This is a genomic window from Mycobacterium farcinogenes (assembly GCF_019739075.1).
GTDB lineage: Bacteria > Actinomycetota > Actinomycetes > Mycobacteriales > Mycobacteriaceae > Mycobacterium > Mycobacterium senegalense.
Genome location: NZ_CP081673.1, coordinates 4,829,031 through 4,841,437 on the forward strand (window position 1 = coordinate 4,829,031; position 12,407 = coordinate 4,841,437).

Annotated in this window: 13 protein-coding genes; 6 read left to right on the forward strand and 7 right to left on the reverse strand. The window is 67.6% G+C overall.

Annotation, left to right across the window (positions count from 1 at the left end):
* Nucleotides 1-7: 7 nt before the first annotated feature.
* Nucleotides 8-553, forward strand: a complete 546-nt coding sequence (locus K6L26_RS22945; protein WP_036390001.1) for a M15 family metallopeptidase — start codon at nt 8-10, stop codon at nt 551-553.
* Nucleotides 554-565: 12 nt separating this feature from the next.
* On the opposite strand, the gene K6L26_RS31735 is transcribed toward K6L26_RS22945, so the two are convergent.
* Entirely contained in the window at nt 566-715 is a 150-nt protein-coding gene (locus tag K6L26_RS31735; RefSeq protein WP_076111769.1) for a copper-binding metallothionein MymT, read from the reverse strand.
* 122 nt (nt 716-837) lie between these two features.
* On the opposite strand from K6L26_RS31735, the gene K6L26_RS22950 reads away from it, so the two are divergent.
* Together K6L26_RS22950 and K6L26_RS22955 are read left to right on the forward strand one after the other, a co-directional pair.
* Entirely contained in the window at nt 838-1,686 is an 849-nt protein-coding gene (locus K6L26_RS22950) for an SDR family oxidoreductase (protein WP_019346661.1), read from the forward strand.
* A gap of 3 nt (nt 1,687-1,689) precedes the next feature.
* A complete protein-coding gene (locus K6L26_RS22955) occupies nt 1,690-2,466 on the forward strand; it encodes a class I SAM-dependent methyltransferase (RefSeq protein WP_221851601.1) in 777 nt (258 codons plus the stop codon).
* On the opposite strand, the gene K6L26_RS22960 is transcribed toward K6L26_RS22955, so the two are convergent.
* Nucleotides 2,460-3,962 carry a DUF7782 domain-containing protein gene (locus K6L26_RS22960; RefSeq protein ID WP_221851602.1) on the reverse strand — a complete coding sequence of 501 codons (1,503 nt, stop codon included), beginning with the start codon at nt 3,960-3,962 and terminating at the stop codon, nt 2,460-2,462. The two genes, K6L26_RS22955 and K6L26_RS22960, sit on opposite strands and share 7 nt — an antisense overlap.
* Entirely contained in the window at nt 3,959-4,726 is a 768-nt protein-coding gene (locus K6L26_RS22965) for an SOS response-associated peptidase (protein WP_043369477.1), read from the reverse strand. The genes K6L26_RS22960 and K6L26_RS22965 overlap by 4 nt, the downstream gene beginning before the upstream one ends.
* Before the next feature lie 44 nt (nt 4,727-4,770).
* Here K6L26_RS22965 and aroA point away from each other — a divergent pair, with 44 nt between their 5' ends.
* The 3 genes from aroA to K6L26_RS22980 all read left to right on the forward strand — a co-directional run bounded on the left by aroA (nt 4,771) and on the right by K6L26_RS22980 (nt 7,956).
* Entirely contained in the window at nt 4,771-6,093 is a 1,323-nt protein-coding gene (aroA, locus tag K6L26_RS22970; protein ID WP_221851603.1) for a 3-phosphoshikimate 1-carboxyvinyltransferase, read from the forward strand.
* Between the two features lie 6 nt (nt 6,094-6,099).
* The gene (gene rsgA / locus K6L26_RS22975; RefSeq protein ID WP_019346666.1) at nt 6,100-7,080 is read left to right on the forward strand and encodes a ribosome small subunit-dependent GTPase A; all 981 of its coding nucleotides are present in this window, start codon (nt 6,100-6,102) and stop codon (nt 7,078-7,080) included.
* A gap of 69 nt (nt 7,081-7,149) precedes the next feature.
* On the forward strand, nt 7,150-7,956 hold the full coding sequence (locus K6L26_RS22980; protein ID WP_221851604.1) for an SDR family oxidoreductase: 807 nt from the start codon (nt 7,150-7,152) through the stop codon (nt 7,954-7,956).
* A gap of 2 nt (nt 7,957-7,958) precedes the next feature.
* On the opposite strand, the gene K6L26_RS22985 is transcribed toward K6L26_RS22980, so the two are convergent.
* The 4 genes from K6L26_RS22985 to K6L26_RS23000 all read right to left on the reverse strand — a co-directional run bounded on the left by K6L26_RS22985 (nt 7,959) and on the right by K6L26_RS23000 (nt 12,402).
* Nucleotides 7,959-8,372, reverse strand: a complete 414-nt coding sequence (locus K6L26_RS22985; protein WP_174551547.1) for a hypothetical protein — start codon at nt 8,370-8,372, stop codon at nt 7,959-7,961.
* 94 nt (nt 8,373-8,466) lie between these two features.
* Nucleotides 8,467-9,705: a fatty acid desaturase family protein gene (locus tag K6L26_RS22990; protein ID WP_036388718.1), complete on the reverse strand. Its 1,239-nt coding sequence runs from the start codon at nt 9,703-9,705 to the stop codon at nt 8,467-8,469.
* Nucleotides 9,706-9,773: 68 nt separating this feature from the next.
* A complete protein-coding gene (locus K6L26_RS22995) occupies nt 9,774-10,922 on the reverse strand; it encodes a ferredoxin reductase (RefSeq protein ID WP_019344430.1) in 1,149 nt (382 codons plus the stop codon).
* A gap of 58 nt (nt 10,923-10,980) precedes the next feature.
* Entirely contained in the window at nt 10,981-12,402 is a 1,422-nt protein-coding gene (locus tag K6L26_RS23000) for a metal-dependent hydrolase family protein (protein ID WP_234709362.1), read from the reverse strand.
* Nucleotides 12,403-12,407 lie beyond the last annotated feature (5 nt).

A 12,407-nucleotide genomic window follows, 5' to 3' on the forward strand; every position in this document is an offset into this window, starting at 1 on the left:
GATGCCGATGACGGTGGGCGCAACCGTTGCCTCGAGTGTCGCCGCTGTGGCGGCGCTGCTCGGCATGTCCGCACCCGCTCCCCAGGTTCGTCTCGTCGACGACACCGTCCCGATGACCCAGGGGGACGGTTCGCTGGCCGACGGGCAGGTCTTGACGCCGTTCGACGTGCAGAATCCGGCGATCGGCCGGTTGGATCCGCGCCTGTTGGCCGCCATTCAGAACGCCGCCGATGCCGCGGCGGCCGACGGCGTGACCATGACGATCAACTCAGGCTGGCGTTCGGCCGAATTCCAGCAGTCGCTGCTCGATCAGGCGGTGCAGACCTACGGCAGCCTCGCGGCCGCCCGCCGGTACGTGCAGACGCCGGCCGCATCGCGGCATGTGACCGGTGAGGCGGTCGATGTCGGGGGACCACAGGCCGATCACTGGCTGATCGCCAACGGAGCGCGCTTCGGCCTCTGCCAGATCTACGCCAACGAGCTGTGGCATTTCGAACTGGTGGCCGACCCGGCGGGCAACTGTCCCCCGCTGCAGCCCGACGCCGCGGGCTGAGCCGCTCGGCAGTTATTCGGTGACCGGCACCATATCGGCGCCGCACGTGCACTTGTAGTTGGTTTCCGGGCCTTTGCAATGGCATTCGGACTCGACTCGGACCCGGCACCCACAGCCCTCGTGAGCACAGGTCAGGACGGTTCCTGCCGGGACAACACTCATGTCTCCTCCACTGTGTCGGCGGCCGACGTCATCCTGCGGGCCGGCCCGCTGTTTCCATCGTCCCCCTGTGATTCCCCCGAACCAGCGGTATCAATACAACTCGGCCCGCCTATCGTGTCCTCATGACTTTGTCCGGAAAGACCATGTTCATCTCCGGCGCCAGCCGCGGTATCGGCCTGGCGATCGCCAAGAAGGCCGCTGCTGACGGCGCCAACATCGCACTGGTCGCCAAGACCGCCGAACCGCATCCCAAGCTCGAGGGCACGATCTACACCGCGGCCAAAGAGATCGAGGAGGCCGGCGGACAGGCCCTGCCGATCGTCGGCGACGTGCGTGACGGCGATTCGGTGGCCTCTGCGGTGGCCAAGGCCGTCGAGCAGTTCGGCGGTATCGACCTGTGCGTCAACAACGCCTCGGCGATCAACCTCGGCTCGATCGAGGAAGTTCCGCTCAAGCGCTTCGACCTGATGAACGGCATTCAGATCCGCGGCACCTACGCGGTGTCACAGGCCTGTATCCCCCACATGAAAGGCCGGGAAAACCCGCATATCCTCACCCTTTCGCCGCCGATCCGGCTGGAGTCCGAGTGGCTCAAGCCGACCGCATACATGATGGCCAAGTTCGGAATGACGTTGTGCGCCCTGGGCATCGCCGAAGAGATGCGGGAGGCCGGCATCGCGTCGAACACGCTGTGGCCGCGCACGCTGGTGGCCACCGCCGCGGTGCAGAACCTGCTGGGCGGGGACGAGGCGATGGGCCGGGCCCGCAAGCCCGACGTGTATGCCGACGCCGCCTACACCATCTTCAACAAGCCCGCCCGGGAGTTCACCGGCCAGAGCCTGCTGTGCGAGGACGTGTTGCTCGCGAACGGCGTCACCGATCTGTCGGTGTACGACTGCGTGCCCGGTTCAGACCTCGGGGTGGACCTGTGGGTGGATACCCCGAACCCGCCCGGATACGTCCAGGGTTGATCCTTGGCCACCAACTGGGCTGTCGGCCGCTATCAAGCCGTCGCCGATCACATCGCCGTCATCGCCGGTGAGGTCGTCACCGCGGCCGACACCCTGCGACCCGTCCGTGGGACCGCGCTGGTCGACCTGGCGTGTGGCACCGGAAGCGCTGCGCTGGCTGCCGCCGCGGCCGGCGCCGAGGTCACCGGCGTGGATCTCACCGCCGAGTTGATCGCCATCGCCGCCGAACGCTCCGGTGCCGACGCGGTGCGGTGGGTTGTCGCCGACGCCGCGAAGACCGGTCTGCCCGGCGCCGGATTCGACACGGTGGTGTCCAACATGGGCATCATCTTCGTCGAGCCCGTCAGCCTGGTGGCCGAGGTGGCCCGGCTGCTGAAACCCGGTGGGGTCTTCGGCTTCTCTGCGTGGGTGCGCGACGGCGCGGGTAGCCCGTTCTCCACCCCGATCATCGAAACCCTCGGTCCGCCCGCACCCGCCGCCTATTCCCCGGACCAGTGGGGCAACCTCGATACGGTGAAGTCCCGGCTGGCCACCGACTTCACCGATGTGCGCATCGAAACCGCCCAACACGTATGGGAATTCGATTCCGTCGACGTCGCGGTGCACTTCCTCGAACACGAATCACCGATGCACGTGAACCTGCTGGGAGGATTGGAAGCCACCCTGCGCGACCAGCTACTGGCGGCGTTTCGGACCGCGCTGCAGGCGAAAGCCGATGACACCGGGCGGGTGTCGTTCACCAGCCCGTATCTGGTGGCTACCGCAAAGCGCAGTCACTGAGCCTGGTAAAGGATTCCGCGGCCGATCGCCTCCCGCACCTCCGGCAGTGCCGCCTGGGCCAGGGCGTCGGGATCCACGCCGTGGTGGGCGGCGAGCAACTGGATCAGGGTGCCCAGCGGCACCTCCCCACGGCACCCGGCCAGTAGCGCGCGCAGCACCTCGTCGACCCCGATGACCGCGGCGGGACCACCGGGTCGGCGCACCGCGGCGCCGACCTGCTGCCAGCCGTCGGGCCCGGGCAGGCACTGCTCTTCGAGGAACACCGGCGCGGTCGAGAGCCGGGCCGCCAGCAGCGCGTCGTCGGAGGTGTCGCGCAGGTAGGCACGCCGGGCGAAGAACGCGTCCACTTCGGTTCCGGTGAGCGCCTCGTCGGCACCGGTGATCTCCTCGAGGATCTGCTCGGGGGCTTCGCCGTCGCGCGGAACCCGTAGCGAGATCATGCCCATGCCGACGCCGGCGATGCCCTGGTCGACGAACCAGTCGAGCCACTGCCCGCCGCGCTGTGCCTGCCGCTCGAGGTCTTCACCGGCGTCGGCCAGCCACAGCGACACATAGCTCACCGGGTCGGCCAGCTCACGCTGCACCACCCAGGCGTGCAGACCGGTGCCGGCCAGCCAGCCGGAAACCCGCTCCCGCCAATCTGATCCGGCGCGCACGATCCAGTTGGCCATGATGTGCGCGGTGCCGCCCGGTAGCAGGTGATCACCGATCTGCTCGATCAGGCTCTGGCACAACGTATCCCCGGCCAAACCGGAGTCTCGGTAGATGTAGTCGCGGGCACCCGAGCCGACCACGAAGGGAGGATTGGACACGATCAGGTCGAAACGCTCCCCGGCCACCGGTTCGAAAAGGCTGCCACCCCGCAGGTCCCATGACATGCCACCGAGCCGCGCCGTCATGGCCGCCAGGGCCAGCGCGCGCTCGTTGGTGTCGGTCGCGACGATCTCGTCGCAATGCGCGTTCAGGTGCAGCGCCTGGATACCGCACCCGGTACCGAGGTCGAGCGCACGACCGACCGGGTTCCGGGTGACCGCCCGGGCCAGCGACACCGATGCTCCGCCGATCCCGAGCACATGATCATGCCGCAACGGGCCGCGCCGCACCGCTGCGTCCTGATCGGACACCACGTAGAAATCCCGCTCGCCGTCGCTGTGCGGGCGAATGTCCAGGGCGGCACGAACCTTGTCGCCGCTGAATTCCAGTACGCCGTTGGCGGCCAGGGTCTGCAGGCTGACCGAGGGGAACGCCGCCTCGACCAGCTCGGGTGGTTCCTCGGTGCCGAGCAGCAGCAGCCGCACCAGCACGCCCAGGCGCTGCCGGTCTGCCGGGGCGGCATGCGTCACCCGCAGCACCGGCCACCACACGCCACGGCTCAGCGCGGCGTTCGCATCGCCCAGGAGATCGCCCACTCCGTCGGTGGTGAATCCGGCTGACCGCAGGTCGACACCGATCGCGTCCACCACACGGGGGTCGACGCCACGGCCCGTCCCGCTCAAAACAGCCCCATCTCTTCGGGTTCGGCCGGCTCGATCAGCTCCGGACCGTTGTTGCGGACACTGTTGACCAACCGGGACACCTCGCGAACCGCGATCCGGTCCAGGTCGCCGTGGCCGCGCAGCAGCCCTTCGTCGATCGGGGCATCGGGATCCATCCAGCGGTCCCAATCCGGTGCGCTTATGGTCAACGGCATCCGGTCGTGGATCTCGGCCAGCGGCCCGGCCGCGTCAGTGGTGATGATCGTGCAACTGAGCAGCGGCGGCGCGTCTTTCGGTGCGCCCTGGGGACGCCAGGTGGTCCACAGCCCGGCCATGAACAGCAGCTCGCCGTCGTCGGCGTACATGTAGAACGGCGTCTTGGCTTTCTTGCCCGCATTGGGCTTCCACTCGTACCAGCCGTCCATCGGGATCAGGCAGCGCTTGTTCTTGGCGGAGTTGCGGAACGCCGGTGAGCTGGTGACCTTGTCGGCCCGGGCGTTGATCAGCAGCGGACCCTTGGTGTCCGGACCGCCGTCCTCCGCGGTTTTCACCCATGGCGGGATCAGGCCCCAGCGCATCGAGCGGACCCGGCGGGTGGACTCGTCCTCAGGTTCGGTGTGCCGTTTGACCACGCTGCTGATGGTCGTGGTGGGGGCCACGTTGTAGTTGGCGCCGGCCACATCCTTGTCACCTGAGCCCGACGTGCTCGCCGCGCTTTCGTCGATCGCCTGGATTTTCTGCGCCAGCAGCGCCGGATCGGTGGTCACCGCAAAACGTCCACACATATGCCCATGGTTGCAGAGTCGGCGGACAAGGCAGGATGTAGAGCGTGAGCGGACGTCAGGAGCAATCGGAGCACTGGCCGGCTCCGTCGGCGACAACCCCGGTCGATGCCACGGTGACGGTGCCCGGTTCGAAGTCTCTGACCAACCGTGCGCTCGTACTGGCCGCCCTGTCCGGGGCGCAGGGGCCCTCGACGGTCCGCGGCGCGTTACGCAGCCGCGACACCGATCTGATGATCGACGCCATCCGCACCCTGGGTGTCACCGTCACCGAGGCTGCAGACGACCACACCGAGTTGACGGTCAGCGGTGCCATCGCACCGGCCGCCGACGCCCGGATCGACTGCGGCCTGGCCGGCACGGTGCTGCGATTTCTCCCGCCCGTTGCCGCGCTGAGCGCCACCGCGGTGACGTTCGACGGGGATGAACAGGCCCGGTCCCGGCCCATCGCCCCGCTGCTCGACGCGCTGCGCGGCCTTGGCGTGGATGTGGACGGAGATGCGTTGCCGTTCGCGGTGCGCGGTCACGGTTCGGTGGCCGGCGGAACCGTCGAGATCGACGCCTCGGGCTCCTCGCAGTTCGTCTCCGGTTTGTTGCTGTCGGGCGCGACGTTCACCGACGGGCTGACCATCGTGCACACGGGGACGTCGGTGCCCTCGGCCCCGCACGTGGCGATGACGGTGGCCATGTTGCGCGACGCCGGTGTGCGGGTCGACGATTCCGTCCCCAATCGCTGGCGGGTGTCACCCGGCCCGGTCGCCGCTCGGGACTGGAACATCGAACCGGATCTGTCCAACTCCACGCCGTTTCTGGCCGCCGCGATCGTCACCGGCGGAACGGTGCGCATCGCCGACTGGCCGTCGGTGAGCATCCAGCCCGCCGACACCATCCTCGACCTGCTCGCCAAGGTGAACGCCACGGTCCGCCAACGTGACTCATATCTGGAAGTCAGCGGCGCCGAAGGCTACGACGGGTTTGATGCGGACCTGCACGATGTCGGTGAACTGGCCCCCACCGTCGCCGCATTGGCCGCGCTGGCCCGCGACGGCGCCAGCTCACGGCTGCGGGGTATCGCACATCTGCGAGGCCACGAGACCGACCGGCTGGCGGCGCTGACCGCCGAGATCAACGGGATCGGCGGCGACTGTCGCGAGACCGAGGACGGCCTGCTCATCACCGCGCGGCCGCTGCACGGCGGCACCTGGCGCTCGTATGCCGACCACCGGATGGCCACCGCAGGCGCCATCATCGGTCTGCGAGTTGCGGGCGTTGAGGTGGAGAACATCGCGACCACCGCCAAGACCTTGCCCGACTTCCCGCTCATGTGGGTCCAGATGCTGGCGGGCGACGCGCCGACCAGGGGGAAGTAAACCACCTTGGGAGCGCGGGATTACGACGAATCCGACGTCCGGATCAGGCCGGGCCGCGGTACCCGTCCGCGCACCAAGATCCGGCCGGACCACGCCGACGCCCAGTCGGCCATGGTGGTGACAGTCGACCGCGGCCGCTGGGGCTGTGCGCTGGACCGCGACCCGCATCATCGCGTGGTCGCCATGCGGGCCCGCGAACTGGGCCGCACCCCGATCGTGGTCGGTGACGACGTCGACATCGTCGGCGACCTGTCCGGGCGGCCCGACACCCTGGCCCGCATCGTGCGGCGCGGAGAACGCCGAACAGTGCTGCGCCGCACCGCCGATGACGACGATCCGACCGAACGCGTGGTGGTCGCCAACGCCGACCAACTGTTGATCGTGGTGGCACTGGCCGATCCGCCGCCACGCACCGGATTCGTCGAACGCACCCTGATCGCCGCCTATGCCGGTGGACTGAAACCAATTCTGTGCCTGACGAAATCCGATCTGGCCCCGCCGGAACCGTTCGCCGCACAGTTCGCCGATCTGGATCTCACCATCGTCACCGCGGGCCGCGAAGACCCGCTCGACGTGGTCTCCCCCATGCTGACCGATCAGGTCACGGTGTTCCTCGGTCATTCCGGCGTCGGCAAGTCCACTCTGGTGAATCGCCTTGTCCCGGAGGCAGATCGGGCCACCGGCGAGGTATCCGGGGTGGGCAAGGGCAAGCACACCTCCACCCAGTCGGTGGCGCTGCCGCTCGACGGCAGCGGTTGGGTGATCGACACCCCGGGGATCCGCTCGTTCGGCTTGGCCCATATCCAACCCGACGACGTGATCCTGGCGTTCTCGGATCTGGCGGAGACCATCGACGACTGCCCGCGCGGATGCGGCCACATGGGCCCGCCCGCCGATCCGGAATGCGCCCTGGATGCATTGTCCGGCCCGGCGGCCGGTCGCGTGGCGGCAGCGCGGCGTCTGCTGGCGGTCCTCAAGGAGGCCTGACCGCGTCCCGTGTACCGCTGGGCGGCATATCCCCTCGACTGACGCCCGCGCCGCACTATGGTCGCTGGCGTGGCTACTTACGTTCTGACCGGCAGCGCCTCCGGAATTGGCGCTGCGACCAAGAAAAGGCTTGAGTCCGACGGACATCGGGTAATCGGCGTCGACCTGCGCGACGCGGATGTCAACGTGGACCTCAGCACCCGAGGCGGGCGATCGGAGGCGATCGCTGAGGTGACCGAGCTTGCCGACGGCGGCATCGACGGCTTCGTCCCGTTCGCCGGCCTGGCCGCGGCAACCGGTCGTCCCGCACACCTGCTCATCGCCGTCAACTACTTCGGCGCGATCGAGCTCTTGGAAGGCCTGCGTCCACTGCTGGCCGATCGCGAGAACGCATCGGCAGTACTGATCAGCTCGAATTCGACCACCACTCAACCTAATTGGCCTCTCGAGCTGGCCGAAGCCTGCCTGGCCGGGGACGAGGTGGGCGCCAACACCGTTGCCTCCACCTATGGCGATTTCGCGGCGCTGCAGGCCTATCCCGCCACCAAGGCGGCACTGGCGTATTACGCGCGCACCAAGTCCGCGGAGTACATCGCCGAGGGCATCCGGCTCAACGCGATCGCACCGGGGCTCATCGACACTCCCATGACCCAGGAGGGGCGCAAGGACCCGCTGACCGGTGAGGGGATGGAGCAGTTCCTCAACACCATCCCGGCCGGGCGGGGCGGGCGCCCCGAGGAGGTGGCAGCGCTGGTGGCGTTCCTGTTGAGCCCCGAGGCGGGTTACTTCGTCGGGTCGGTCGTCTTCGTCGACGGCGGCATCGACGCCGCGCTGCGCGGCAAGGACTGGCCGAAGGCCTGGGAACTCAACATGTGAGCTCAGTGCTTGGCCTTGGCCTGGTCGGCCTCGGCCTGCTGCTGCTCTTCGGCGGCCTGCTGTTTGGCCGCGGCGATCGCGGCGCGGCCCTCCGGGCTGGCGGCCGAATTGCCCGGCGTCTTGGCCGTGGCCACGCCGGCGTTGCAGTTCAGGCTCAGCAGCACGGTGTCGGTGACCGGGGCGAAGTCGTCGCCCTTGTGCCAGTGCGCATTCTCTGAGTGCGTCACCACGCAGTCGTCGTCGGACAGCGAATCGCCGTCGCGGGTGGCGACGACGCCCTTCATTCCCGCGTCGGCCAGTGACGATTGCACATCGGAGTACTTCTGGCCCGTGTAGTCGTCGGCCGCGGCGACGCCGGTGGCCAGCGCGCCCATGGGCATCGTCGAGGCCCCGAACACCACAGCGGCCACAAGCATCTTCTTCACGGGCGTCAGAGTACGAACGACGCCTGCCAGGAACCTGGAAGTACGTCGGGCAAATGCTTGGAATCCGAGCATTTGCCCGACGCGCTCAGCGGCGGCGCCAGCCCCGGACGGTCTCGATGGCCGTCTTGAGGCCGCGGCGACGCCCGGTGTCGGGATCTGTGACGCCGTAGCCTTCGAGCTCGGTGAACATCCGCTCGCTGCGGGTTTCCGGCGCGTTGTCGGCCGTGTCCTTCAGGAACCGGTCCGGCAGCGACAGCTTGGCGATGGTGCGCCAGGTCTTGCCGTACTGCACCAGGAACGGACCCGTGGTGTAGGGCAGGTCGTACTTGTCGCACAGTGCCCGCACGCGGACCGCGATCTCGGCGTACCGGTTGCTCGGCAGGTCCGGGAACAGATGGTGCTCGATCTGGTGGCACAGGTTGCCGCTCATGAAAGCCAGCACCGGTCCGTTGTCGAAGTTGGCGCTGCCCAGCATCTGCCGCAGGTACCACTGGCCGCGGCTCTCACCGACCATGTCGGTTTTGGTGAACTTCTCTGCGCCATCGGGGAAATGGCCGCAGAAGATCACCGCGTTGGCCCACACGTTGCGGATGACGTTTGCCACCGCATTGGCCTTGAGCGTGGACTTGAAGGTGGCACCCGGCGACAGCGAGGTCAGCGCCGGCCACACCACGTAGTCCTTGGTCAGCTGCTGGCTCGCCTTGACCCCGAATTCGCGCACGCGGACCAGCGTGGCATTGCGGTTGTCGCGGCCCTTGAAGATCTTGCCGAGCTCCAGGTGCTGCAACGCGACGCCCCACTCGAAACCGATCGCGAGCAGCGTGTTGAACAGCAAGTTGCCGTACAGGTTGAACGGCTTCCACTTCGCATCGCGCGTGACCCGGATGACGCCGTAGCCCACGTCGTCGTCCATGCCCAGGATGTTGGTGTACTTGTGATGCATGAAGTTGTGGGTGAACCGCCAGTGCTTGGACGCCCCGCTCATGTCCCACTCCCACGACGAGGAGTGAATCTCGGGATCGTTCATCCAGTCCCACTGGCCGTGCATGACGTTGTGGCCGATCTCCATGTTCTCGATGATCTTGGCCACGCCCAGGGTGATGGTGCCCGCCCACCACGCGGAACGCTTCGAGCTCGCCGCGAGCATGACGCGGCCGGCGACGTCGAGCGCCCGCTGCGCCGCGATGGTACGGCGGATGTAACGCGCATCGCGCTCACCACGGGAGTCTTCGATGTCCTGCCGGATCGCGTCCAGCTCGATGCCCAGGTTCTCGATGTCGGCATCGGTGAGATGCGCGAATGCGGGAACGTCGGTGATTGCCATCGTCAGCCTCCTCTCAATTACCTACGGTAGCGTAACCTACGTCTCCGTAGGTTACTAGCCAGTAAAGCTTAGACGTCCAGAACACAGTCGCCGGACGCAGCCGAAACGCATGTCTGGATCCGGGTGCCGGGCTCGTGTTCGACGCCGGTACGCAAGTCGCGCACGTGCCCGTCGACCAAGCCCACCACGCAGGACTGGCAGATGCCCATCCGGCAGCCGAATGGCATCTGGATGCCGACCTGCTCGCCGGCGTCCATCAACGGTGTCGCGCCGTCGACCGCGATCTCCTTGCCGCTGCGCTCGAAGGTAACCGTGCCTCCGGCGCCATGGGTGGCGGCCCGCGTGACGGCGAACCGTTCCAGGTGCAGATTGTCGGCGATACCGGCCGACGCCCACACCCGCTCGGCATCGTTCAGCATGCCTTCGGGCCCGCACGCCCACGCCTGACGCTCCCGCCAATCCGCGACCACGTCGCCCAGGCTGGACAGATCCAGCCGGCCCTCGGTCCGCGTGCTGCGCACCAACAGCCGGTAACCCGGGTGCGCATCGTGCAGCGCCGCCAGCTCCGGGCCGAACATCACGTCGGATTCCGTTGGCGCCGAATGCACATGCACGATGTCGGTGATCTGATCGCGGCGCACCAGCGTACGCAACATCGACATCACCGGGGTGATGCCCGAGCCCGCGGTCAGGAACAACACCGAGGCCGGCGCCGGATTCGGCATGACGAAATTGCCCTGCGGCGCCGCCAGCCGCACCACCGTGCCCGGCTGCAGGCCGTCGACCAGGTGGGTGGACAGGAAGCCCTCGGGCATTGCCTTGACCGTGATCGCGATGGTGCGCGAGCCCGACGAGGGCGCCTTCTCCGGTGACGAGGTCAGCGAATACGACCGCCAGCGCCACCGGCCGTCCATCAGCACACCGATGCCGACGTACTGACCCGGCTCATAGTCGAAGGAAAAGCCCCAGCCCGGCTTGATCACCAAGGTCGCGGAGTCGGACGTTTCCCGCCGAACCTCGACGACCCGGCCGCGCAGCTCCCGCGCCGACCACAACGGGTTGGCCAGCTTGAGATAGTCGTCGGGCAGCAGCGGAGTGGTCACCTGACCTACGATGCGGCGCACGACGTTCCACGCGGGGCGCCGATCGGCGCCGGCGATGGTGGGCCTGACGGTATCGGCCACATTGGCCGAGACCTTGATGTAGTTCTTGGCCATGAACCTACGGTACCGTAGGTTACCTGCCCGTAGCCAGTCGTACCCCCGGCTTCGCAGGTCAGGACACCAAGGTGTTCTTGTACGTTTTCCCGTCCTTCATGATCACTTTGAAGTTGCGTTCCGGATCGGCGACCAACTGCAGATTGCCCAACGGGTCGCCGTCGACCAGCAACAGATCCGCCAGGGCGCCCTCTTCGACCACACCCAACTTTCCGGCGTACGGGTTGCGCTTGCCGGACATCGCCAGCAGTTCGGCGTTGGTTGCGGTGGCCATAGTCAACGTCTCGGCCGGCGAGAACCACTTACCCAAGCCCGCCAGCAGTGCCCCCTGTTTGGGCGCCAGCTGAGGCGAGAACAGGATGTCGGTACCGAAGGCCGTCTTGAGCTTGTACTTGCGCGCCAACTGATAGACGTTGCCGACGCCGTCGACGATCTCCTTGGCCTTGGCCGCCTCGTCGGAACCCGGCGGGAAGGCGCCGATCATCTCGGCCGGGATGGGTTGCGTACTCAGCCAGATGTTCTTGTCCGCCATCTCTTTCGCCGTCACCTCGTCCATCAGGTGAGCGTGCTCGATGCACGTGACCCCGGCGCGGATCGCCTGTTGGATGGTCTGCGGAGTGTAGGCATGCACGGCCACATAAGTGCCCCAGTTGCCTGCCGCCTCGGTGGCTGCCCGCAGTTCGGGCTCGGTGAAAGTGGTGACGTCGAGCGGGCTGTGCGGCGAGGACACCCCGCCGCCGGCGGTCAGTTTGATCTGCGACGCGCCCTGGAACAACTGCTCGCGGGTGCGCATCCGCACCTCGTCGGGACTGTCGGCGACCATGGCGGCGCCGAGCTCCTCTTGGCGCGACTCGACGCCGCCCGGATTGCGCGGAAGTTCCGCTGCGGTACGGAAGTCACCGTGGCCGCTGGTGACGGTGATGATCGCGCCCGACGGGTAGATGCGCGGACCGTTGATCACCCCTTCGTCGATGGCCTTTTTGAGACCGAAGCTCGGGCCGCCGAGATCGCGGACCGTGGTGAACCCACGCATCAAGGTGTCGGTCGCCTCGGCGCCGGCCAACAGGTTGAGGTACCCCGGATCCAAGGTCGTCAACTGGGTCACCGGCGGCCGCACCAGCATCGTGTGCCAGTGGTTGTCGATCAAGCCCGGCATCAGCGTGCGGCCGCCCCCGTCGATCACCGTGGCCCCCGGCTCGTCGGGCAGCGCCTCGGTGGAGATCCGCTGGATCCGGTTGCCCTTCACGCGCACATTCGACGGCGCCGAAAGCCGATCACTGTGGCCGTCGAAGATCTTCACGTTGCGAAAGTCGGTGACGGCCGTGGCCGGAGCAGGCGGCGCCGGAGGTGCGGCCTGCGTGGACTCCGCCGGGTGGCCCGGCTCTGTCGATTCCGTCGAGGACGTGTCGCCGTCACCGGTCGAACACGCCACACTCGCCAGGACCACGGCCATCGACGCCAGCAAGCCAAATGCGCGCATCAAAA